Source organism: Maritimimonas rapanae, from assembly GCF_057837205.1.
The window spans coordinates 637455-660065 of the sequence record NZ_JBYQFI010000001.1 but is presented as its reverse complement, the minus strand read 5'-3'; the positions used below and the strand labels follow the sequence as shown (position 1 = coordinate 660065).

Genomic DNA, 22611 nt, shown 5'->3' with positions numbered 1-22611 from the left:
AATTTTAAAAATCATGATCAAAAAAATTTCACTGCTCCTATTGGTAGTAGCAACTAGCTTTTCTATCAATGCTCAAGTAAAAACACCGGCACCAAGCCCATCTTCTAAACTAAAACAAACTGTTGGTTTAACTGATGTTGTGTTAGAATATTCTCGTCCATCAATGAAAGGAAGAAAGATATTTGGAGAACTCGTACCATATGACAAAGTATGGAGAACTGGAGCTAACGCAAGAACAAAAATTACTTTTAAAGATGATATCACTATCAATGGTGATACTTTGAAAAAAGGTACTTACGCAATCTTTACTAAGCCAAATGCTGATAAATGGAAAGTATATTTCTATACTGATTATGCAGGCGGTGGTACTCCACAAGAATGGAGTGATGCAAAAGTTGCTTTAACTGCAATAGTACCTGTACAAAAAATGCCAATGCCAATTCAAAGTTTTACTATGACTTTTGACGATTTAAAAAACGATGGTGCTACACTGGGTATGCTTTGGGAAGATGTTTATGTAGGTGTTCCATTTAATGTTCCTACTGACGCTAAAGCTATTGAAAGTATTACTAAAGTAATGAAAGGCCCTTCTGCTAATGATTATTACAATTCTGCAGGATACTACAGAAATAACGGCAAAGATTTAAACCAAGCTCTTACCTGGATTAACAAAGCTGTCGAAATTAATGATAAAGCTTGGTGGATGAAGCGTGAAAAAGCATTAATCTTAGCTGGTTTAGGAAAGAAAACTGAAGCTATAGCTGCCGCTAAAGAATCTTTAGAAGGAGCTGAAGCTGCAGGTAATGCTAACTTTGTTCAAATGAATAAAGCATCCATCGCAGAGTGGTCTAAATAAAAAGTAATGAAACCAAACCTATATCGACAAACAATTTAATAACTTTTAAAATTTTAGAATGAAAAAATTAAGTCTATTAGTATGTTTTGTGTTAATCGCTTCAGTTGGTTGTGCACAAAAAAGCCCTAGAAAAAACGCTACGGGTACTATTAATTCTGTAAATGTAACTGTTGATTATGGTTCGCCTAGTGTTAAAGGTAGAACTGTTTGGGGCGGTTTAGAAAAATATGACAAAGTATGGCGTGCTGGTGCTAATGAAAATACTACAGTAACATTCGATAACGATGTAACTATTGGTGGTAAATCATTAAAAGCTGGTAAATACGGCTTCTTTATAATTCCAAAAAAGGATGGCGATTGGGTAGCAATTTTTAATACTAAAAGTGATGCTTGGGGAGCTTATTCTTATAAAGAAAGTGAAGATGTTGTTAGAGTAAATGTAAAGCCAGAATTTGTAAAGGATAACCAAGAGTCTTTAGCTTATACAGTAGCTAAAGATGCCATTAATTTTGCTTGGGAAAAAGCACGATTGAGTATTCCGGTTTCTACAAAGTAAAGAAACTTTAAATAATATTTTCAAACCTCAGCTTGTGCTGAGGTTTTTTTATTCTCCACTCCTAGTTGATGATTGTATTAACCAAGATATAATCATTACTGCTAAGCATCCTATTAAATTCAGCCATAAATAAGCTAATGAGATTGTACCTTGCTTATCTAATACAAATAGTGTTATTACTAATGTCTGAGCAATAATTGCTCCTATAAAGACAGCATTTGCTTTTACTTTTTTAACGAAGAAAGCCACTGCAAAAATTCCTAAAATGGTTCCGTAGAACAACGATCCTATAATATTTACAGCTTCAATTAAATTGTCAAATAAAGATGCTATAGAAGCAAATATTAAAGCAATAATACCCCAAATAAGTGTAAAAAATTTAGACATTTTTAAATAGTGCTTATCGTCTTTATCTTTTACAAAAGAACGCTGGTATATATCTACTACGGTAGTAGTTGCTAATGCATTTAATTCAGAAGCTGTTGAAGACATTGCAGCAGAAAAGATAACAGCTAAGAGGAGCCCTATTAAGCCAATAGGCAAGTGTTTTGTAACAAAAGTGATAAACACATAATCACCATCTTCAACTTCTAGATCTTGATTGCTCTTTTCGCTATAGTCGGCAATTAGATTTTTAGCAGATTTTCGAATACTCAATTCTTTATTTAATAAACCATTCATTTCAGCCACAGCAACAACATCATTATTATCTTCTACAACTTTATAAATAGCATCTTGTTTTTCTTTACTTACGGTTGCTAATTCATTTTCTAGCTGTTTGTATTCAGTAGCATATTCAGAATTCTGTATGGCATCTACATTTGCTTTATTAAAATGTAACGGTGAAGCATTAAATTGATAGAACATAAACACCATAATACCTACAAATAGGATAGCAAATTGCATTGGTACTTTAAAAATACCGTTAAACAATAATCCTAATCTACTTTCTGTAAGTGATTTTCCGGATAAATAACGCTGTACTTGAGATTGATCAGTGCCAAAATAGGAAAGAAATAAAAATGTACCACCAAGTAATGCTGACCATATATTATATCTATTTGATAAATCAAACTCAAAATCGACAACATTTAATTTACCCATTTTACCGGCAACGCCAACCGCTTCATTTAAAGTAATATCTGCCGGCAACTTAAAGACTAAAATTAAAAAAGCCACAAACATACCAGTCAAGATGATAATCATCTGTTGTTTTTGTGTTTGACTCACAGCAGTTGTACCTCCAGATACTGTATAAATAATAACCAATGCTCCAATCAGCACGTTAGTTACATTTAAGTTCCACCCTAAAATTGACGACAAAATAATCGATGGCGCAAATATGGTAAGGCCAGCTGCTAATCCTCTTTGAATTAAGAATAGAATAGCTGTAATTGAGCGAGTTTTAAGGTCAAATCTACCTTCAAGAAATTCATAGGCAGTATAAACTTTCAATCTAAAATACAGTGGTAATACGAAAATACAGAGTATCACCATGGCTAATGGTAAGCCGAAATAGAATTGTGCAAAACGCATACCGTCTTCATAAGCCTGACCTGGTGTCGATAAAAAAGTAATAGCACTAGCTTGAGTAGCCATGACTGAAAGCCCAATGGTATACCATTTTAAACTCTTATCACCATGCAAAAAAGATTCAGTACTATTTATATTTCGAGATTTCCAAACTCCATATACAACTATGAAAATCAAGATACTGATTAAAATGGTCCAATCTAGAATATGCATTAAGAGTATACTTTAGTAAAAATGGTAAAACAAAAAATGAGGAATATTTGAAATGCAAGTACAAAAATGTACACGTTTTTCCATGATCCTAAAAAAGGTGGTTTATCTTCTTGCATATTTAATTTTTAATTGGTTTTTCAACATTGTTCTTACCTACTGATAATAGATTTGCAAATAATCTATAAGCTCCTGGTACACCAGCTGGTAATTCTCTAAAAAAACTTAATCCTGTGTAAATAAAATGTCCTTTACCATGCTTCGCTATTAGTAAACTTCCTTTTTTTGAGGTTTCTCCTTTATCATTCATTTCTAAGAGTGGGGTAAACTCTGATCCCCATTCACTTGGAAAGTACAAACCTCGCTCTTGCACCCATCCTTCAAAATCATTATCGGTAATTTTATTAGGAAAACTCATCACTTCATGAGCAGGGTTTAAAATAGTGACCTTAGCATTTTCATCTGTTACACGGTCTCTAGACAGCTTTAAGTCAAACGGAGCAACTTTTTCTACTACTTGGCTACGGCTCGTATTATATTGAACCATTAAAGTCCCTCCATTCTCAACGTAATTGTGTAAGTCTTTTTGATAATATTTAGCACGGTCATTTACATTATAGGCTCTAATACCAAGAATAACAGCATCAAAATTTTGCAAATTATCTGCTGAGATTTGATCATCTTTTAATTCGATTACAGTATAGCCAATTTGGCGTAGGCTCTCGGGTATTTGATCACCTGCTCCTTGAATATATGCAACGCGCTGTCCTTTTTTAGCAATATTTAATCTTACAACTTTAGCCTCAGATGGTAACAATACCGACTGCTTTGGAATATGATCATAAGTAATTTCAATCAATTCTCTATCAAAAGACTCTCCATCTATAGTAACTATTGGATTTAGTTTTCCTTCGTTTTGTGTAGCTGGAGGAGTAACTTTAAAAATCACTGTTCTTTCTCCTCCTTTTTGCTCAATAGACACATCTATAGAAGTTGGGGTTACTTGCCATCCTTCTGGGTGATTTAATGATACTTTCCCTTCAAGATTTTTGGCATTTGTTTTGATCTTAACTGCTACCTCTTTTGACTTTTCGTTAGCAAAAATGATAACCTTTTCTGCAATACTCGAAGTTACTTTAGGTACGATCTGAAATGGCTCATACAATTCACCTTTATCTGGTTTAGAATAACGACGAATAATCTGTTTATAAATGTCTACTGATAAACCATTTATTTCGAATGAAAATTGCATCTGTAAAGGTTTTGTCTCTGGCGTGCCAATAAGTTCCTTATTGTTGACTTTATACATACCTAAAGTGCCTTTTTCTAATAACCAATAAGGAGCTGTAACTTGCTTGTTAGCATCTATCGATATGGTTTGTTTAGAAGTATACTTCTTATTATTTTCTAGATTTTCATTAATATCAAAAGAATTACCATTATAAGTCGCGCTCAATAACTTTACTTCTACTTCACTTCTATTTAACACTTCAATATTTATCTCTGCATCACCACTTGGGTTTGCATAATTATCTGAAGCCGAAGCCTCTAAATACAACCCAATACATGAAGCTATAATTTGTTTGATCTCTTGAGATTTTATTTCTTTCCAATGAACATCTTCTAATCTTTCTATTAACTGATAAGCTTCTAGTAATTTAGGAATATGAATTGAAGGATCTCTGAAATTGAAATTCTTCTCGACGTCGTTAAGAATATCGCCAATAGCTTTTCCGTCTTTTACACGATTCCAAGAAGTATCTATCCCTTCAAAAGCATTGTTTTTATTGTTTGGTAAGTCTCCTTTCAACAACTCGATATATTCTTCTTCTTCTCCTCTAGTTGTTAAGCGTCCGAATCCTTGACATAAATGTTGACTACTGGCAATTGCCGCTACTTCGTTATTAGATAATCCTTTAGTAGGGTAATACACTCCTGTATTAAAATTCAACATATTGCTTTTATCCGCTTCATCAAATTTTTCTCTACTACCGTAAAACCACCAGTGCGTATTAAAAAACAAGCGCTTTGGTTGCCATGTTTCTCCGAAATGTGTTATAAAATTCTTATCACCCGCAAGATCAAAAGCTTCCACACTCAACATAGCTGAAGTTGTGTGATGACCGTGTGTTGAACCAGGAGTTCTATGATTAAATCTATTAACAATTACATCAGGTTTAAACTTTCTAATAACTGAAACTACATCTTTTAAAACCTCATCTTTTCTCCAAATATCTAATGTCTCTTCTGGATGCTTAGAATAACCAAAATCATTAGCTCTTGTAAAAAACTGTTCTCCACCATCAACCTTTCTAGCAGCCAATAGTTCTTGTGTTCTAATAACTCCTAACAGTTCTCGAATTTCAGGACCTATTAAATTTTGACCTCCATCACCTCGCGTTAAAGACAAATAAGCTGTTCTGGCTTTTACATGATTTGAGAAATATGAAATTAATCTTGTATTCTCATCATCTGGATGTGCAGCAACATATAAAACTGATCCTAAAAAGTTTAATTTCTGTACAGATTCATAAATCTCAGAAGAGTTTTGTTTTAAGGGTTTTTGAGCAAAATTTAAGGATATAAAAAAACAAAAGAAAAGTAGTAAAATATACTGTTTCATAAAAGGTTTAACTATCGATTCCAAGCAAATCTAAACATAAAATTTACCAATAATAATTAATTGTGAAAACCTTAACATTTTTGTTATTAACTTATTAAATTGTGTAAAATTTATCCTTTGCAACTTCATATAAATGGAATATATTTGTATTCCATTTTTAAAAATTCATTTTAATGAAATTTATTGTTTCTAGTACACAATTATTAAAGCAACTTCAAGTGTTAGGTGGTGTTATCAACAGTAATAATACGTTACCAATTTTAGATAATTTTTTGTTCGATTTAACTAACAATCAACTAAAAATATCTGCCTCAGACCTTGAAACTACAATGAGTACTACTATAGCTGTCGAAGCTGATGAAGTTGGTTCTATAGCTGTACCTGCACGCTTATTACTAGACACTTTAAAAACATTCCCAGAGCAGCCTTTAACTTTTGTTGTTGAGGATAATAATACTATAGAAATCAGTTCAGATAGCGGTAAATATGCACTCGCTTACGCGGATGGAGCTGAGTTCCCGAAAGCGGTTGAATTAGAAGCACCAAGCTCTACAATCATTTCTGGAGATATTTTAGCAACTGCTATTAACAAGACTATTTTTGCTTCTGGTAATGATGACCTTAGACCAGTAATGAGCGGTGTATTCTTTCAGTTTTCACCAGAAAGTTTAACGTTTGTTGCTACGGATGCTCATAAGTTGGTAAAGTACGTTAGAACAGATGTTACTGCCAGTGAAGTGACCGAATTCATTATGCCTAAAAAACCACTTACTTTACTTAAAAATATATTAGCTGGTTCTGGCGATAATGTTACCATAGAATACAATGAATCGAATGCTAAATTTACTTTTGACAACAGTATTCTAGTATGTAGATTAATTGACGGAAAATATCCAAACTACGAAGCTGTAATTCCAAAAGAGAATCCAAATAAATTAACCCTAGACAGAGGTACTTTTTTAAATTCTGTAAGAAGAGTTTCAATTTTCTCTAGCAAAACTACACATCAGATTCGTTTAAAAATGGCTGGCACAGCACTTAATATTTCTGCAGAAGATCTAGATTTTTCTAACAAAGCAGATGAGCGCCTGCAATGTAATTATGAAGGTGATGATATGCAGATAGGATTCAACTCTAAGTTTTTGCAAGAAATGTTAAGTAACTTGAATTCTAATGATGTTTTATTAGAAATGTCTTTGCCAAATAGAGCTGGTATTTTAACTCCAATTGATGGTCTGGAAGATGGTGAAAACATCACTATGCTTGTTATGCCAGTAATGCTTAATAGCTAATTTTAACACTTTTTTCATTTAATAACTGCAAACTACCATTTGTTAGCTAAATAGTGTAATTTGTATATTATTTTCTTTTAAGAATAGTTTTTTTGTATATTGCACACAGTTAAGCTATGAACACCCCTTATAACCCATTAATTTTCAGGTGCTTAGTTTAGTTAAATATTCTATCTTTTTTGGTAGGATTTTTAGAGTTTATATTGTTATATAAATAGCAATTTAAACCGACATTTTAAAATGATGTCTAACTAAATAAAACATATGATTAAAAAACTACTATTCTCCCTTACATTTTTGGCCTTTACCCTATCTACTGTTGGACAAACAGATTACTCTAAAGTTACATTCAGTAGTAAGATATATAAGTACAAAAAAACAATACCAAGAACGACAGAGTTAGGTATTGATAGACAGCTATTATCCGAAATTGTCGATGTCCTAGGTAACTCTTTCTATAACGAAAAGCAAAAAACTGAGATTATTAATAAGGCATGGTTAGCTTTTAAGAATCCAGAGACATTTGATTTTGTTTATAAAGATTTCGCTATTAAGACCAACGATAATTGGGGAAAAGTTAATTCTAAAGGAGAAATGGTCTTAGAACCTAATCCTTATTTAACAGAATGGACAATTAATGACAATGAATACCCATATTTTCAATTGGCACTAAATAAAATTTTAGATCATTACGAATTGCTTGCACATGGTGATGATGCTATTACCGTAAAATCTTCTTTTAATGAATTATTGATTACAAAAAATATAAAATTGGAAGAACCAAAAGATGATGATTGGGCTTATTCTTACTTACAAGTTACTAATACCGAGCTAGCAAAAAAAGGACTAGTTGCCTTAGTAACAAAAGGTTATTACGATATTTTAGTTTGTAAAATAGATCAAAAAGATCGATTAACGGAGTTATTTAAAAAGATCAAGTGGGAACTTGTTACTCCATAAATTTAACGATAGATATAATTAACTAAAAAAAAAACCGTTCTACAAAGAGCGGTTTTTCTGCTAGTCAATAGATAATAAATAAATGTATACTAAATGAAGAAGTTATCCTTCCTTTTTACATTACTACTTTTAACAACTTTTACCTTACTAGGTCAAGAGCAGGAACCAGACTATACACAAATAAAGTTCAAACAGAAGATTAAGGAGTATAAGAAATCGACTCCTAATATTGAAAGCTTGCCTTTAGACAAAGAAATGATAGGTGAGATCGTAAAATTATTAGGTAAATCGTTTTATACAAAAGACGAAAGAGACGAAATAGTAGAAAGAATTTGGTTGTCATTTACTGATCCAAAAAAGTTCGATATGGTATTTAAAGATTACGCTATTAGAACTCTACCTAACTGGAACAAAAAGAATTTTAGAGGCGAAATTGTATTAGAACCCAATCCTTATTTGAGTGATTGGACACTTGCTGATAACGAAATAGAATATTTTAGAACGTCTTTACATAGAATATTAATGTATCATGGTTTACTTGGTTATGGCGAAGATGCAAAAAGCACCAAGAAATCGCTTAAAAACGTAAAATATATTTCTAAGTATAGTCTTCCAAATCCAACAAATAGAGACTGGACTCATTCTTACTTACAAAAGCTTTCATCAGCAGTCAGTGGTAAAGGATTGTCAGTACTTATAAGTGATGGAGCTTATGAATTTATGGTTTGCGAAAAAGAAAAAAAACAAGAGTTAATCAGTTTGTTTAGTAAAATGAACTGGAATTTTATACAACCTTAATAATAAACACCCAATTAACCAATCACACTTTTAAACAACTTTAAGTTTCTCTTAAAGTTGTTTTTTATTTGCTATTTTCACCGTATGAATTTTCTGGCTCATATTTATTTATCTGGTGACGATGAGTTAGTAACCATTGGTAATTTCATGGCAGATGGTATACGTGGCAAACAATACCAAGAATATCCGAAAAAAATACAAACTGGTATTTTACTACACAGAGAAATAGATACATTTACAGATGCACATATTACTGTAAGAAAGAGTACCAAAAGATTACATAAAAATTACAGTCATTATTCTGGCGTTATTGTAGATATCTTATATGATCATTTCTTAGCTAAAAATTGGAAAAATTATAGTAAAGTTCCGTTAGAAATTTACGTAGATAATTTTTATAATTCTTTAGAGGATAATTTTGAAATTCTTCCTGCTAGGATACAAAAAATGATGCCTTATATGATATCTGGCAATTGGCTACTTAGTTATGCTTCTATTGAAGGTATTGCTAAGGTTTTGGAGGGCATGAATAGACGTACTCAAAATAAGTCTAAAATGAATCATGCAGTAAACGAATTAAAAGAATTTTATATAGAATTTGAAGGAGAATTTACTTCTTTTTTTAACGAATTAATTGAATTTTCAAATAAAAAATTAGTCCAATTAACATGAAAAAAATCTTACTGATCACAGGTCTATTCTTTTTAGCTTTTTCATGCAAAAAAGCACCTGAACTAAAAGTTGAAACTCCTAAAAAAAGAGGATTAATTGTAGAAAAAGCTATGGTAGTTTCTGCCAGAGCAGAAGCATCAAAAATCGGTGCAGACATCCTTAAAAAAGGAGGTAATGCTTTCGATGCTATGGCAGCAACAGAATTGGCATTAGCAGTAGCCTATCCTTATGCTGGAAATATTGGCGGTGGTGGATTTATGGTATATAGAAAAAATAATGGTGAAGTTGGAGCAATAGATTACCGCGAAAAAGCACCATTAGCAGCATCTAAAGACATGTATTTAGACAGTGCTGGTAATGTAATTAAAGGAAAAAGCACCTTGGGTGCTATGGCTGTAGGTGTGCCAGGTAGTGTAGCTGGGGTTTTTGCGGTTCATGAAAAATTTGGGACCTTACCAATAAAAGATATTATTCAACCAGTAATAGATCTTGCAAAAAGAGGTGTTGTTGTTACCAAAAAACAAGAAGATCGCATTAAAAATTACCAAAAATATTTTCCCGAAGCCAATAAAGATTCAATTCCTTTTGATAATCATTGGAAAGAAAATGATACTATAAAGTATACCGCTTTAGCGGAAACTTTGACACGTATTTTAAAAAATGGTCGTGATGAATTCTATAAAGGTGAAACGGCTAAAATTTTAGCAAAATTTATTCAAGATAATGGAGGGATTATTACCGAAGAAGACCTAGCTAAATATGAAGTGCGGTGGAGAAATCCAGTATCATTTAATTATGATGATCTAAAAATTATTTCGATGTCTCCACCCTCAAGTGGGGGAATCTGTTTAGCACAAATTTTAAAAATGATAGAGCCTTACGACGTATCTCAATATGGACACAATTCAGTTAAAACCATACAGGTAATTACTGAAGCCGAGCGTAGAGCTTATGCAGATAGAAGTTATTATTTAGGCGACCCTGATTTTGTAAATGTTCCTCAAAACACTTTAATAAGTGAGGAATACTTAATAGGGAGAATGAGTGATTTTAGCTTTGAAAAAGCAACTTTATCTTCTGATGTTTCGCATGGCAATGTAGAAATAGTTGAGAGTAATGAGACTACCCACTACTCTATTGTAGATCAGTTTGGTAATGCTATTTCTGCTACAACCACATTAAATGGTGCTTATGGTTCTAAGCTTTACAGTAATGAATTAGGTTTCTTTTTTAATAATGAAATGGATGATTTTAGTGCTAAATCAGGTGTGCCAAATATGTTTGGTTTAATTGGTGCTGAGGCAAATAGTATAGCCCCTGAAAAACGTATGTTGAGTTCTATGACACCAACAATAGTTGAAAAAGATGGTAAATTGTTAATGTCTGTTGGTACTCCTGGAGGTTCAACCATTATTACATCTGTTTTACAAACTATTTTAAACGTTCATGAATTTGATATGACAATGCAAGATGCAGTAAATGCTCCACGGTTTCATCATCAATGGCTACCAGATGAAATTAAAATGGAACCAAAATTATTTTCAAGAGAATTAATTAAACAACTTGAGGCATTGGGATATAAGATCAATGAAGAAGATTCACCTGTTATTGGTAAAGTAGATGGCATTTTAGTATTATCAGATGGTAAACTAGAAGGTGGTGCTGATAGACGTGGTGATGATACCGCAGTAGGATTTTAAGTTATTTTAACTTCAGTCAATGTTTTCTTAAGCTTTGTAATTAGTGAAATAATTTCTTTTTCGTTGTATGTGGCAAAGCCAATTCTAATTGAATTATGCTTAGTATCTGCCATATCATAACGCTGCCAATTACCAATTTCTAGAGTATTCTTTTTTGCAATTTCAGAAACTTTATGCCAAGAGTATTTTTTATTTAAGGTAACCCAAACTGCCATCCCTCCTTTTGGTATTTCAAAAGTAAAAAACTCACTTATTTCTTCTTCTAAAAGTTTACAAAACAAATCTCTTCTTGTTTTATAAATTTTTAGAACTTTACGTATATGCCTATCTAAATCTCCAGATTTTATAAACTCCGCAAAGGTCAGTTCTAATAAAGCATCACCTTGACGATCTACTATTCTCCTTAATCGCGCAGCCTCATCAACAAAATCTTTAGGAGCAATTAAATACCCTATTCTAAATACTGGTGCTACAGTTTTACACACGGAACCTATATAAACTACATTTCCACAGGTATCATGACTTGCAAGAGGCAAAATTGGCGCATGATTATAGTTAAAATCATAATCATAATCATCCTCGACAATAGCAAAATTAAATTGCTTAGCAAGATTAAGTAAATGAATTCTTCTTTCAGCAGAAAGTGTAACAGTTGTTGGATGATGGTGATGAGAAGTTACATAAACTGCTTTCACTTCTTGCATTCTACATAGTTTTTCGATTTCATTAGTTACCAATCCATTTTCATCAACATTAACTCTTATTAACTGAGCTTTTTGATGCTTAAAAGTAATATCTGCAGCAACATAATTTGTTTTACCAACTATTATAATATCATCTTTTTGTAATAGTAATTGAGACGCCAAATAAATACCCATCTGGCTTCCTCTAGTTATTAAAATTTGATCTTTAGTGATTTTCAACCCTCTAGTTTTATTCAAATAATCAACTAATACACTTCGTAATTTTTCATTACCATAAGTTGAACCGTAGGATAAATATTCAAAGCTATTGTTGCGACCAGATATTCCTCTATAAATTCTTGCAAGTTCATTAATTGGTGTTAACCTTTCATCTGAAACTCCATCATTAATTTTTATGAATTTTTCTCCAGTTGAAAAATGAGGATTGTTTAAGTTCTCGTCTATATAATAAGAGAATCCCAAATTTTTACTACTTCTATTAGCTGTATCTTCAATAAAATCTCTTTGGTGTAATTCTGGCAAACTATTGTGTACAAATGTTCCTTTTTTAGGAATGCTTTCAGCCCAGCCTTGTAATACCAATTCATCGTAGCAAGCAACAATCGTTTTTCTGTGCACGTCTAAAAGTTCTGATAAGGTTCTGCTACCTGGTAATTTAGTCTCTGGTGGTAGCTTTCTTTCTTTGATCAATTCTATAAATTGATTGGCCAATTGAAGGTAGATAGCTCTAGAGCTATTTCTATTAACATTTAAGCTGGTTTTATATGGAAACATCTGGACTACTCATTATATTTATTCTGGATGAAAATAACAGTCCATAAATGTAGTATTTTTGATTAACAAAATTAATGGTCAATGAAAAAATCTGAACTTACACCTAATGAATTTAATGAATACTATGGAAAGTATTTAGATAAATTATCTGACGACGCAGCTCTTATAGAGAGTTATAAAACTGGTAAAAAGAATGTCATAGATTTCTACGAAAGTATTCCTAAAGAAAAGCTAGATTACCGTTACCAATCTGATAAATGGAGTATTAAAGAAGTATTGCAACATTTAATAGATACAGAACGCGTTTTTATGTATAGGTGTTTGTGTATTGCTAGAAATGATAAAACACCTTTGGCTGGATTTGATCAAAACACATACATCGTCCCTTCAGGTGCCGATCAAAAATCTATTGAAGATTTACTAACTGAATTTAAAATCAATAGAGAAAATTCAATTATTCTTTTAGAAAGTTTATCTGATAAAAATCTAAAATTTATCGGCAGTGCTAGTGGCTTTGATCTTTCAGCTAGAGCGGCAGCGTTTATTATACCTGGTCATGATATTTGGCATATGGAAATTGTAAAAGAACGCTATTTATAATATGTTAGAAATAAGACCAAATTGCGAACATTGTGGTAAAGACTTACCGAATACTTCTACAGAAGCAGTGATATGTTCTTTTGAATGTACTTATTGTAAAGATTGCGCTATAGGGTTATTTAAAAATGTTTGCCCAAGTTGTGGCGGTAACTTTGTTGAAAGACCTATCCGCTCAAAAGCAATGTTAAGAAAATATCCTAGCGCTATTAAAAAGCTAGTGGAACCAAAAGATCTAACAAAAGCAAAAAAAATGATTGAAAAATATGGAAGCATTGATCCAAAAAACAGATAACAAAGAGTTCGATCAATATCAAAACAGAAAAATTGAATTCATCAGAAATGTAATAGTTAATGATTTCAACATCAAAATTTATACTATTACCAATAGAACAAAATTTGAATCAGAAGAGTCGCTACAAGCTTCAATTGCCGCATTGCCAGAATGGATTAAAAATGCTCAAAAGTCAAGTATACCAACTCATGAGCATGCTTTTTTAATAGTACATGAAGCCAGAGAAGGCGTATTGATATTATTAAATTGGTGGACTGGTGAGAATATGGTAGAAACAGGTATTTACTTCGCAAGTTTTAAAAACCCTTCGAAAGTAATTCCATCGATATATAAATCTAAGGCTTTAGTTTGTATTTGGGAGTTGGAAATCTTTTACCATGAGCGCAAAGCTTGGATAAAACATGTTTTGTCTAAATCTAACAACCCTGACTTCAAAAATTATATAAAAGACATTTATAGACAAAAAGATGAAGGAATACACTAAATCTAAATTAAATCGTATTAAACGAGGTGCTAATAGAGCAACGTACGATGTAAAAAAGATAAATTCAATTCTAGACGCCGGTTTTATTGGTTATGTAAGTTATGTTTATGAAGGCGGCGCTATAACTTTACCAATGGCATACGGCAGGTTAGATAGTAAAATATATTTACATGGTTCTCAGGGCAATAGAATGCTGCTAACTCTTTTACAAGCTGGTGAAATGAGCATGACTGTAATGCATCTAGATGCTTTGGTTTTGGCACGATCTGGTCTGCACCATTCTGTTAATTATAGGTCCGCTACTTTATTTGGTTCAGTTAAAAATATAGAAAATGATACTGAAAAAGAAGCTGCACTTGAATGTTTTATGGAGCATATGATGAAAGGTCGTTGGGGTGGTGTTCGGTCAATGCATTCTCATGAGCTCGATAGAACTATGGTGGTAGAGATGACTATAGAAACAGCTTCAGCTAAGATAAGAGATGTAGGTGTGGCTGATGAACCAGAAGATTATAATTTACCAGTCTGGGCAGGATTAGTACCTATAAAACAAATTGCTGAATATCCAATTTCAGATGATCAACTTCCAAAAGGTATAGACATACCAGAGCATGTGTTAAATTATTATGAAGCAAATAAAAGATAAGCAGGTTCATGACAATATATCAGTAAGAGAACTAGAATTTAGTGATATAGATAGTATTGTTGATTACTTTTTAAATGCTGATCATCAATTTTTACTGGGTATGGGTGCCGACCCAAATAAACTACCAGCTAAAAAAGATTGGCTAAAATATATGATTGATGAATTTGAAAAAGAAAATCAACAAAAATCGATTTACTACGTAATCTGGCAATTAAATAATGTTGCAATTGGTCATTGTAATATTAACGATATTAAGTTTCGTTCTGAAGCATTTATGCATTTACATATGTGGGAAAATTCAAAACGAAATAAAGGATTAGGGATAGAGTTTGTTAAGAAAAGTATACCATATTTTTTTAAGAATTTTCAATTACAAACTCTGTATTGCAGACCATATGCTATGAATCCCGCTCCAAATAAAGCACTGCTAAAGCTAGGTTTTAATTTTCTTAAAACGCATGAAATTATTCCTGGTAGAATAAGCTTCAAGCAAAAAGTAAATCTTTATGAATTAGATAAAGAAAAGTTTAATCTCATATACTCAAAATAATAAACAAATTGAGTATCATTGAATATTAAAAATAGCTTTCCAATCTATGAAAACTTATGATGTAGTTATACTTACCGATCATCGTTATGTAAATACAACAAAAATTGACAATTATGATCGTAACGTACTACTAGAAGATAGTTTAGTGCAAATTGCTCTCAAAAAAAAAGGACTAAAAGTTACACGTCTTTCTTGGGATGATAAAAAGTTTGATTGGACTACAACTAAATATGTACTATTTAGATCTACTTGGGATTACTTTGATCGTATTGATGAATTCTCTATATGGTTAGAAAAAGTAGGAAATAAGACCAAAATGATCAATGCAGAAAGCACAATAAAATGGAATATAGACAAACGTTATCTTAAAGATTTAGAACAAAAAGGTATTCATTGTGCTGAAACAATTTATTTAGAGCAAGGAGATAAAAGAACGCTAGCAGAAATCTACACTGCACACAACTTAAACGAAACTGTTTTAAAGCCAGTATTTTCAGGCTCAGCTAGACATACTTATAAAATGAGCAAGGAAATATTAGCAGATTACGAATCTATTTTTAACGAATTGATTACTAATGAGCCTATGTTGTTACAACCTTTTCAATATAAAATAGTTAACGAGGGTGAAAAATCATTGGTATTAATAGATGGTAATTATACACATGCAGTTTTAAAAATTCCTAAGGAAGGTGATTTTAGAGTACAAGATGATTTTGGTGGTTCTGTGTATGAATACCGTCCTACAAAAGAAGAAATTGAATTTGCAGAAAAAGCTGTAAATGCATGTGAACCTAAACCTTTGTACGCAAGAGTAGATATTTTTAATGACAATACAAATAAAATTACGTTAGCAGAGCTAGAATTAATTGAACCAGAGTTGTGGTTTAGAAATAATCCTTCTGCGGCAGACGATCTGGCTATTGCTATAAAAAAATACTTCTAAATATATTCTCTGCCAACCTATCTTTTGGAATACTCTTTGAATTATTGAATTAGCAAGAGTGTTTTCAATTTTTATATTGATCATTTTATTAATCGAATTAGAATAAAAAAATGAACAAAAACAGGCTATTTGGTCAGTTTTTTATACTTTCGCGCAGTAAAAATCTACAATCTTCTTTTGACTGTTTGTCTGATTTTTAACCACTTAATACTAAACTATTTATGCCATCTTGGCATTTAAACATATGGAAGAAAAAAAATTTGATCTAAATTCTCTTATAGGATTCTTTTTATTAGGATTAATTATGATCTGGTATTTTCAGATGAATAAACCTACACCAGAAGAACTAGAACAACAAAAAGAAGAACAAGTACAAGATTCTATTCAAAAGACTCAAGTAAATACTGCTCCTGTCAACCAAATTTCAATTGACACCCTTGCAACCTCTATTCAATCAGATTCTCTAAATCAGATAAAAATTCAGAATCAATTAGGCGCATTTGCTTATAGTGCAACTTTATCTTCTGCAAAAGAACAAGAGACTACTATAGAAAATGATCTGGTAAAGATTAAAGTGAATAATAAAGGTGGACAAATTACTGAGGTTGAGTTAAAAAAATATAAAACTTGGAAACAAGCTCCTTTGTATTTGATAAAAGATGCAAATGCATCATTTAACCTCAATTTCGGAACAACCGATAATCGTATTTTAAACACAAAAGACTTATACTTTGAACCGTCGTTAACAAATAATGATGGAAATCAAGTACTTTCTATGAAACTAAAAGTTGATAATAATCGATTTTTAGAATATCGCTATGTGTTGAAACCAGATAACTATATGTTAGATTTTGGGATTTACTCTCAAGGATTAAATAGCGTTATCAATTCATCTCAAGCTGTAAATCTAGATTGGCAATTAGATGCATATAGAAATGAAAAGAGTGGTTATGCCGAAGATATGTACACTTGGTATTATTACAAGGCTGATGATGATGTAGATTATTTATCTAAAGATGATGATGAAACTGAACAAGATGTAGATTGGGTAGTGTTCAAGCAACATTTTTTCACTTCAATTTTAAAAACAGATACTCCTTTTGCTTCAGCAAAAATAACATCTAAAAATACAGTTGAAGATGAAGATAAGGATACTATAACCTTCAGAAAGTTTACTGTAAATGCTCCATTAGAAATGAAAAATGGCGAATTAAATTATGCCATGAACATGTATTATGGGCCAAGTGATTATAAAATTCTAAAACAATATGAAGGAACTGATCTAGATGAAACTGTAGATCTTGGCTGGGGAATTTTTGGTTGGATCAATCGTATCATATTTGTACCAGTATTTAGCTTTTTAAGCTCATTTATGAGTAACTACGGTTTACTAATAATTTTAATGACTATAGTTGTTAGAATATTAATGTCTCCAGTAGTTTACAAATCTTATCTATCAAGTGCTCGTATGAAGGTTTTACGACCAGAAATGAAAGCTATTACAGATAAATATCCTGGTAAAGAAAATGCAATGAAGCGTCAGCAAGAAACTATGGCACTGCAACGTAAAGCAGGTGTTAGTCCATTGTCTGGCTGTATACCAGCATTGATACAAATGCCAATATTCTTTGCCTTATTTAAGTTTTTCCCAACAAGTATAGATTTAAGGCAAAAAGGATTTTTATGGGCGAATGACTTATCATCTTATGATACTATAGCAAAACTTCCTTTTAAAATTCCATTCTATGGAGATCACATAAGTTTGTTTCCAATATTAGCTTCGATTGCTATTTTCTTTTATATGCGTATGACGCAAAGTCAACAAGCTAATATGGCCCCTCCTGCTCAAGAAGGTATGCCAGATATGGGTAAAATGATGAAAATGATGATGTATTTTTCACCATTATTAATGTTGTTTTTCTTTAATAATTATGCTAGTGGTTTGAGTTTGTATTATTTCATTTCTAATTTATTGACTATCGCTATTATGTTAGTAATTAAAAATTATGTGATTGATGAAGATAAAATCCATGCGCAAATTCAAGAAAACAAGGCAAGACCTGAGAAAAAGAAAAGCAAATTTAGACAGCGTTTAGATGATGCTATGAAGCAGGCACAAGAACAACAATCTCAGCAAAAGAAAAGAAAATAATTTTTAATTTATAATATAAAAACCGAAGTAATGCTTCGGTTTTTTGTTTGGTTTTTATAAAAAAAGGGCGAACTTAGTAGCTACCTAACTAGTAGATTATGAAACTAAAATTACTGTATGTAACGTTTCTTTTAAGTTACTCTATATTCTCTCAAAACAAAATTGCAGATTTTACTTCTGTTGAGCCTTTAGCACAAACTACAGACTTTATAATACCTTCTTCACATACTTTTCAAAAAATAATAGAACATGGGGATGCTTTGACAGAAGGAGGAGTGTTACCAGATAATGCCGACTTTACCGCCTATGTACCTATAAGTGGAAGTAGTAAAAATGGATACTTAAGTATCAATTCTGAATCACCTATTGGTGGTGTTACTGTATTAGATATTAATTATAATGATGCTACTAAATTGTGGCAAACAACTTTATCTAAAGCTATAGATTTCTCAAGTGTGGTTTTCACAACTGCAAATTGTTCTGGCACAGTTACTTCATGGAATACAGTAATATCATGTGAAGAAGCTGTTTCTGGCACAGATCTAAATAGTGATGGGTATATTGATACTGGTTGGTGTGTTGAAATTGATCCTGCAGCAAAAACCTTAATAGACAAAAGATGGGCGCTAGGTAATTTTAAACACGAAAATGTTGTAATACATAGTAATGATAGAACACTATATCAAGGTGCAGATTCTGATCCTGGTTATTTATATAAATTTGTTGCAGATAATGCACAAGACCTTAGCTCCGGAAAATTATATGTATACAAAGGTTCTAAAAGTGGTTCTGGAAATTGGATAGAACTTAATAATACTTCTAAAACGGAAAGAAATAGCACCTTAGATCAAAGTGGTACAAGTGGTGTAGATGCGACAGTCTTTAAAGGTATTGAAGATGTAGAAATTGGCCCAGATGGATGGGTATATTTTGCAGTAAAGAATGAAGATCGAGTTTATCGATTTCAAGATTCTGACCCAATAACTGGAACTACAGTATCACAAATGGAAACGTTTGTAGGTGATTCAACTTATGATATACAACATGAAAATGGTACTACAAATGTAAATTGGGATAGAGGTAATGATAATCTAGCTTTTGATGGTGATGGAAACCTTTGGGTACTACAAGATGGTGCAAATAATTATATTTGGGTAGTTGAAAACGGGCACACACAAGCTTCACCTAAAGTAAAAATATTTGGTCGTACCCCTACAGGATCTGAACCAACTGGAATTACTTTTTCACCAGATTATAATTTTCTATTTATGTCAATCATGCATCCTAGTAGCGGTAACAATTCAACAACTCAAAGTGATGCAGCAGGTAATTCTATTGGTTTTGAAAAAGATATATCTTTAGTAATCGCTAGAAAAGAAAATTTAGGCACTACGCTATCTCTAGACGATGCAAGTTTATCTGTTAATATTTATCCAAATCCATCTAATAGTAATTTTACACTAGAGTTTGGTAAAACATTTCAAAAATTAGATGTTCAATTATTCAACCATTTGGGTCAAAAAATTCTAAATAAAAAACTAAACAGTGCTCAGACTATAAATCTAAATTTAGAAAGTTATAATTCTGGAATCTATTTTATTAAATTAAAATCTGAAGGAAAACAAATTGGCAGTTATAAAATTCTAAGAAAGTAGGTTTTTTAAAACATCAATTGTATAATCAATATCATCTTTTGAATTGTACTTACTTAAAGAAAATCTAACGCAAGTTTTCATAGCATCTTCTTTAGATAAGATATTATTTAACACATGTGATCCTTTATTACTTCCGCTTTGACAAGCACTGCCTCCTGAAGCTGCAATTCCTTTTAAGTCGAGATTAAAAAGTAGCATTGGTAACTCTTTAGTAAAACGAACATTTAAAGTTATATAAGTACTTTTATTTTCTTCTGCCGAGCAACCATTAAACTCAATTCTTTTATCTAATTGCTTTAATTTTTCTATAAAATACTTCTTTAAATTTCCTATATATCTTGAATCATCTTCCATATTAGCATAAGCAATATCAAGTGCTTTATGCATCCCAGCAATATTATGCACATTCTCTGTACCCGCACGAGCACCTCTCTCCTGCTCACCACCAATTAAAATTGGTTTAATACCGAATCCTTTTTTGATAATCGAAAACCCTACTCCTTTTGGTCCATGAAACTTATGTGCGCTGGCTGTTATAAAATCAATCGGAGTTTTTTGTAAGTCTAATGGGTAATGACCTATAACCTGTACAGTATCTGAATGAAATAAAACATTATATTCTTTACATAATACACAAATATGATTCGTGTCTAATATGTTTCCTAATTCATTGTTAATAGCCATAAGGCTTATTAAAGCTTTTTCGTTAGATTTTTGAAGTAATTTTTCTAAATGTTCAAAATCTATTTCTCCCTTCCCGTTAAGGTTTGTAAAACTTACATTAATCGAATATTCTTTTTCTAAGGCTTCAATTGTATGTAACACAGCATGATGTTCAATTCTGGAAGTAATAATATGTTTCACTCCTAAATTTTCAACCGCATTCCGTAAGATCAAATTATCGGCCTCGCTACCGCCAGCCGTAAAAACAACTTCGCTAGAAGTTACATTAAAATGTTTTGCTATACTTTTGCGAGCTTCTTCAACAATAACGCGTGCTTTTCTACCAAATTGATGTGTAGAAGAAGGGTTGCCAAAAACATCTGTCATAACTTCAGTAATTCGTTGAATTACTTCAGGATGAATCGGTGTTGTAGCAGCATTATCTAGATATACTTTTCGCATAATTGTTAAACTCGTGCAAAAATAGCTAAAATAAGTTCCATATGTTTCGCTTAGTTTAGCAAAACAGTTATTTTTGTTTAGATGAAGAAAATACTTATTCTCTTTTTAACGATTTCCTTTTTAGCATGCAACGATGGTGATGTTGAAGTGCCTAGTTTTGATTTTGAAACTAAAATCAATGAATGTAATGACAATACCGTTTTGTTTAAATTAGGGAACAACAATAGCTTAGAAGCTTTAGTTTTGACTCTTTCTGAAAGTGATATACCAACTGAAGCTCCAGCTGAGCTTTCTAAAACTGTTTCTTTAGGAGGTGATAGAACAATTATTTACAGACTTTTTACTGAGAGTGTAACAACTAGTTATTTTTGCCAAAATGTTCCACCTACTACTCCGACAATAGCTAGAAATTGGGAAGCAACTAACGGCAGTATAGTAATTGAAACCGAAGTTATTAACGATACAAACGGCTTACCCAGTAGTTTATCAAACAAAATTACTTTTTTAAACCTAGTGTTAGAAAGTAATGGAGAAACTTTACAGTTTGACACTTTTGAATTTGGAACGCATCCCTCTTCATTAATTACGCCTTAATTGTTCTGATAGATATACACTTCTGTAGCACCAAATCCATATTTTTGAAACGAAGCTGGATACACTTCTACATTATATTTAGCTAATAAAAATTCTAATTCGTTTTTTAAAACGCCTTCTCCAACTCCGTGTATAAAAACTATTCGAGGAATTTTCTTTTTTATAGCAAAATTAAGTCTTTTTTAGCTGTCTCTAATTGTAAAGTTAACATATCATAGTTAGTCATTCCCTTAATTGAATTGGTTAACTGGTGAATATGTAGATCAACTTCTAAAGGTGGTGTTCTTTTCGGTTTTTTCTTAGATACGAGCGCTTTTTTAGGTCTCTCTTTCTCAATTAAATCTTTATTTTTTATATCGACGTATTTTGAATATTCCTTTTGGTCTCCATCCATGAGAACCAATTCTGAAGCATCATAGGTGAGTGAAAATCCATCTTCTGTTATAAAAGTAATCTTGTTTCGGTTAACTTCAGAAATTTTCCCTTTAATAGTATCATCCAAAACAGCTACCACGTCTCCTATTTTAAAATCTTTATTCACATGTGTAAAAGTAAAAATAGTAGTATAATTTTTTATACTTTTAAATAAATTTTAATGATGAGTAGGATCATTTCATTTTTAGAAAAGAATATGTTCAGCTGCCAAGTAAAAAAACAAATTGGCGCCGATTGTATTGGCTGTGGTATGCAAAGATCTATTATTCATTTATTAAAAGGTGAATTTATAGATGCTTTTTACATGTACCCTGCAATTTATACGCTAATTATTATGTTTGGCTACTTAATATTACATCTAAAATTTAATTTTAAAATAGGGCATAAAATATTACTCTATCTTTTTATTAGTAATGTTATAATTATGCTAACTAGCTATATTCTTAAAATCTTTTAA

Annotated in this window: 21 protein-coding genes and 1 pseudogene; 17 read left to right on the top strand and 5 right to left on the bottom strand. The window is 31.7% G+C overall.

Annotation, left to right across the window (positions count from 1 at the left end):
- Positions 1 to 13 precede the first annotated feature (13 nt).
- Together AC3IF2_RS03140 and AC3IF2_RS03135 are read left to right on the top strand one after the other, a co-directional pair.
- Positions 14 to 856 carry a DUF2911 domain-containing protein gene (locus tag AC3IF2_RS03140; RefSeq protein WP_489165574.1) on the top strand — a complete coding sequence of 281 codons (843 nt, stop codon included), beginning with the start codon at positions 14 to 16 and terminating at the stop codon, positions 854 to 856.
- Between the two features lie 58 nt (positions 857 to 914).
- Positions 915 to 1412 (top strand): DUF2911 domain-containing protein, encoded by a 498-nt coding sequence (locus AC3IF2_RS03135; RefSeq protein ID WP_489165572.1) that lies wholly within the window; start codon positions 915 to 917, stop codon positions 1410 to 1412.
- Between the two features lie 48 nt (positions 1413 to 1460).
- Here AC3IF2_RS03135 and AC3IF2_RS03130 read toward each other — a convergent pair whose 3' ends face one another.
- Together AC3IF2_RS03130 and AC3IF2_RS03125 are read right to left on the bottom strand one after the other, a co-directional pair.
- Entirely contained in the window at positions 1461 to 3158 is a 1698-nt protein-coding gene (locus tag AC3IF2_RS03130; protein ID WP_489165570.1) for a sodium:solute symporter family protein, read from the bottom strand.
- A gap of 118 nt (positions 3159 to 3276) precedes the next feature.
- A complete protein-coding gene (locus AC3IF2_RS03125) occupies positions 3277 to 5778 on the bottom strand; it encodes a PIG-L family deacetylase (RefSeq protein WP_489165568.1) in 2502 nt (833 codons plus the stop codon).
- A 173-nt stretch (positions 5779 to 5951) separates the two neighbouring features.
- On the opposite strand from AC3IF2_RS03125, the gene dnaN reads away from it, so the two are divergent.
- The 5 genes from dnaN to ggt all read left to right on the top strand — a co-directional run bounded on the left by dnaN (position 5952) and on the right by ggt (position 11200).
- Positions 5952 to 7070: a DNA polymerase III subunit beta gene (dnaN, locus tag AC3IF2_RS03120; RefSeq protein WP_489165566.1), complete on the top strand. Its 1119-nt coding sequence runs from the start codon at positions 5952 to 5954 to the stop codon at positions 7068 to 7070.
- A 264-nt stretch (positions 7071 to 7334) separates the two neighbouring features.
- Entirely contained in the window at positions 7335 to 8030 is a 696-nt protein-coding gene (locus tag AC3IF2_RS03115) for a hypothetical protein (protein ID WP_489165565.1), read from the top strand.
- Positions 8031 to 8123: 93 nt separating this feature from the next.
- The gene (locus tag AC3IF2_RS03110; RefSeq protein WP_489165563.1) at positions 8124 to 8828 is read left to right on the top strand and encodes a hypothetical protein; all 705 of its coding nucleotides are present in this window, start codon (positions 8124 to 8126) and stop codon (positions 8826 to 8828) included.
- Between the two features lie 84 nt (positions 8829 to 8912).
- Complete coding sequence (locus AC3IF2_RS03105) at positions 8913 to 9500, top strand: acyl carrier protein phosphodiesterase (RefSeq protein WP_489165562.1); 588 nt, start codon at positions 8913 to 8915, stop codon at positions 9498 to 9500.
- Positions 9497 to 11200: a gamma-glutamyltransferase gene (gene ggt, locus AC3IF2_RS03100; RefSeq protein ID WP_489165561.1), complete on the top strand. Its 1704-nt coding sequence runs from the start codon at positions 9497 to 9499 to the stop codon at positions 11198 to 11200. Before AC3IF2_RS03105 ends, ggt begins: the two co-directional genes overlap by 4 nt.
- Here the strand turns inward: ggt and pdxR are convergent.
- Positions 11197 to 12678, bottom strand: a complete 1482-nt coding sequence (pdxR, locus tag AC3IF2_RS03095; protein WP_489165560.1) for a MocR-like pyridoxine biosynthesis transcription factor PdxR — start codon at positions 12676 to 12678, stop codon at positions 11197 to 11199. The two genes, ggt and pdxR, sit on opposite strands and share 4 nt — an antisense overlap.
- Before the next feature lie 81 nt (positions 12679 to 12759).
- Between pdxR and AC3IF2_RS03090 the strand changes: the two genes are divergently transcribed.
- The 8 genes from AC3IF2_RS03090 (at position 12760) to AC3IF2_RS03055 (ending at position 20000) form a co-directional block, all read left to right on the top strand.
- Entirely contained in the window at positions 12760 to 13278 is a 519-nt protein-coding gene (locus AC3IF2_RS03090) for a DinB family protein (RefSeq protein ID WP_489165559.1), read from the top strand.
- 1 nt (position 13279) lies between these two features.
- On the top strand, positions 13280 to 13570 hold the full coding sequence (locus AC3IF2_RS03085) for a DUF1272 domain-containing protein (RefSeq protein ID WP_489165558.1): 291 nt from the start codon (positions 13280 to 13282) through the stop codon (positions 13568 to 13570).
- On the top strand, positions 13542 to 14054 hold the full coding sequence (locus AC3IF2_RS03080; protein ID WP_489165557.1) for a hypothetical protein: 513 nt from the start codon (positions 13542 to 13544) through the stop codon (positions 14052 to 14054). Before AC3IF2_RS03085 ends, AC3IF2_RS03080 begins: the two co-directional genes overlap by 29 nt.
- Positions 14038 to 14700, top strand: coding sequence for a pyridoxamine 5'-phosphate oxidase family protein (locus AC3IF2_RS03075; protein WP_489165556.1), 663 nt, complete (start codon positions 14038 to 14040; stop codon positions 14698 to 14700). Before AC3IF2_RS03080 ends, AC3IF2_RS03075 begins: the two co-directional genes overlap by 17 nt.
- Positions 14681 to 15250, top strand: coding sequence for a GNAT family N-acetyltransferase (locus tag AC3IF2_RS03070; protein WP_489165555.1), 570 nt, complete (start codon positions 14681 to 14683; stop codon positions 15248 to 15250). Before AC3IF2_RS03075 ends, AC3IF2_RS03070 begins: the two co-directional genes overlap by 20 nt.
- Positions 15251 to 15296: 46 nt before the next feature.
- Positions 15297 to 16193, top strand: a complete 897-nt coding sequence (locus tag AC3IF2_RS03065) for an ATP-grasp domain-containing protein (RefSeq protein ID WP_489165554.1) — start codon at positions 15297 to 15299, stop codon at positions 16191 to 16193.
- A gap of 244 nt (positions 16194 to 16437) precedes the next feature.
- The gene (yidC, locus tag AC3IF2_RS03060; protein ID WP_489165552.1) at positions 16438 to 18345 is read left to right on the top strand and encodes a membrane protein insertase YidC; all 1908 of its coding nucleotides are present in this window, start codon (positions 16438 to 16440) and stop codon (positions 18343 to 18345) included.
- A 98-nt stretch (positions 18346 to 18443) separates the two neighbouring features.
- Positions 18444 to 20000, top strand: coding sequence for an alkaline phosphatase PhoX (locus AC3IF2_RS03055; RefSeq protein WP_489165551.1), 1557 nt, complete (start codon positions 18444 to 18446; stop codon positions 19998 to 20000).
- On the opposite strand, the gene AC3IF2_RS03050 is transcribed toward AC3IF2_RS03055, so the two are convergent.
- Positions 19989 to 21125: a cysteine desulfurase family protein gene (locus tag AC3IF2_RS03050; protein WP_489165550.1), complete on the bottom strand. Its 1137-nt coding sequence runs from the start codon at positions 21123 to 21125 to the stop codon at positions 19989 to 19991. The two genes, AC3IF2_RS03055 and AC3IF2_RS03050, sit on opposite strands and share 12 nt — an antisense overlap.
- A gap of 81 nt (positions 21126 to 21206) precedes the next feature.
- Here AC3IF2_RS03050 and AC3IF2_RS03045 point away from each other — a divergent pair, with 81 nt between their 5' ends.
- Positions 21207 to 21719, top strand: coding sequence for a hypothetical protein (locus tag AC3IF2_RS03045; RefSeq protein ID WP_489165549.1), 513 nt, complete (start codon positions 21207 to 21209; stop codon positions 21717 to 21719).
- Here the strand turns inward: AC3IF2_RS03045 and AC3IF2_RS03040 are convergent.
- Positions 21716 to 22260 (bottom strand): annotated as a pseudogene (locus tag AC3IF2_RS03040) (DUF8465 domain-containing protein). The gene AC3IF2_RS03045 and the pseudogene AC3IF2_RS03040 overlap by 4 nt on opposite strands.
- A 54-nt stretch (positions 22261 to 22314) precedes the next feature.
- Here AC3IF2_RS03040 and AC3IF2_RS03035 point away from each other — a divergent pair.
- Positions 22315 to 22611, top strand: a complete 297-nt coding sequence (locus AC3IF2_RS03035; RefSeq protein ID WP_489165548.1) for a DUF2752 domain-containing protein — start codon at positions 22315 to 22317, stop codon at positions 22609 to 22611.

What these genes read in the sequence shown, in the direction of transcription:
- AC3IF2_RS03140 (WP_489165574.1), top strand. Translation starts at nt 14, where the DNA reads ATGATCAAAAAAATTTCACTGCTCCTATTGGTAGTAGCAACTAGCTTT.
- AC3IF2_RS03135 (WP_489165572.1), top strand. Translation starts at nt 915, where the DNA reads ATGAAAAAATTAAGTCTATTAGTATGTTTTGTGTTAATCGCTTCAGTT.
- AC3IF2_RS03130 (WP_489165570.1), bottom strand. Translation starts at nt 3,158, where the DNA reads ATGCATATTCTAGATTGGACCATTTTAATCAGTATCTTGATTTTCATA.
- AC3IF2_RS03125 (WP_489165568.1), bottom strand. Translation starts at nt 5,778, where the DNA reads ATGAAACAGTATATTTTACTACTTTTCTTTTGTTTTTTTATATCCTTA.
- dnaN (WP_489165566.1), top strand. Translation starts at nt 5,952, where the DNA reads ATGAAATTTATTGTTTCTAGTACACAATTATTAAAGCAACTTCAAGTG.
- AC3IF2_RS03115 (WP_489165565.1), top strand. Translation starts at nt 7,335, where the DNA reads ATGATTAAAAAACTACTATTCTCCCTTACATTTTTGGCCTTTACCCTA.
- AC3IF2_RS03110 (WP_489165563.1), top strand. Translation starts at nt 8,124, where the DNA reads ATGAAGAAGTTATCCTTCCTTTTTACATTACTACTTTTAACAACTTTT.
- AC3IF2_RS03105 (WP_489165562.1), top strand. Translation starts at nt 8,913, where the DNA reads ATGAATTTTCTGGCTCATATTTATTTATCTGGTGACGATGAGTTAGTA.
- ggt (WP_489165561.1), top strand. Translation starts at nt 9,497, where the DNA reads ATGAAAAAAATCTTACTGATCACAGGTCTATTCTTTTTAGCTTTTTCA.
- pdxR (WP_489165560.1), bottom strand. Translation starts at nt 12,678, where the DNA reads ATGTTTCCATATAAAACCAGCTTAAATGTTAATAGAAATAGCTCTAGA.
- AC3IF2_RS03090 (WP_489165559.1), top strand. Translation starts at nt 12,760, where the DNA reads ATGAAAAAATCTGAACTTACACCTAATGAATTTAATGAATACTATGGA.
- AC3IF2_RS03085 (WP_489165558.1), top strand. Translation starts at nt 13,280, where the DNA reads ATGTTAGAAATAAGACCAAATTGCGAACATTGTGGTAAAGACTTACCG.
- AC3IF2_RS03080 (WP_489165557.1), top strand. Translation starts at nt 13,542, where the DNA reads ATGGAAGCATTGATCCAAAAAACAGATAACAAAGAGTTCGATCAATAT.
- AC3IF2_RS03075 (WP_489165556.1), top strand. Translation starts at nt 14,038, where the DNA reads ATGAAGGAATACACTAAATCTAAATTAAATCGTATTAAACGAGGTGCT.
- AC3IF2_RS03070 (WP_489165555.1), top strand. Translation starts at nt 14,681, where the DNA reads ATGAAGCAAATAAAAGATAAGCAGGTTCATGACAATATATCAGTAAGA.
- AC3IF2_RS03065 (WP_489165554.1), top strand. Translation starts at nt 15,297, where the DNA reads ATGAAAACTTATGATGTAGTTATACTTACCGATCATCGTTATGTAAAT.
- yidC (WP_489165552.1), top strand. Translation starts at nt 16,438, where the DNA reads ATGGAAGAAAAAAAATTTGATCTAAATTCTCTTATAGGATTCTTTTTA.
- AC3IF2_RS03055 (WP_489165551.1), top strand. Translation starts at nt 18,444, where the DNA reads ATGAAACTAAAATTACTGTATGTAACGTTTCTTTTAAGTTACTCTATA.
- AC3IF2_RS03050 (WP_489165550.1), bottom strand. Translation starts at nt 21,125, where the DNA reads ATGCGAAAAGTATATCTAGATAATGCTGCTACAACACCGATTCATCCT.
- AC3IF2_RS03045 (WP_489165549.1), top strand. Translation starts at nt 21,207, where the DNA reads ATGAAGAAAATACTTATTCTCTTTTTAACGATTTCCTTTTTAGCATGC.
- AC3IF2_RS03035 (WP_489165548.1), top strand. Translation starts at nt 22,315, where the DNA reads ATGATGAGTAGGATCATTTCATTTTTAGAAAAGAATATGTTCAGCTGC.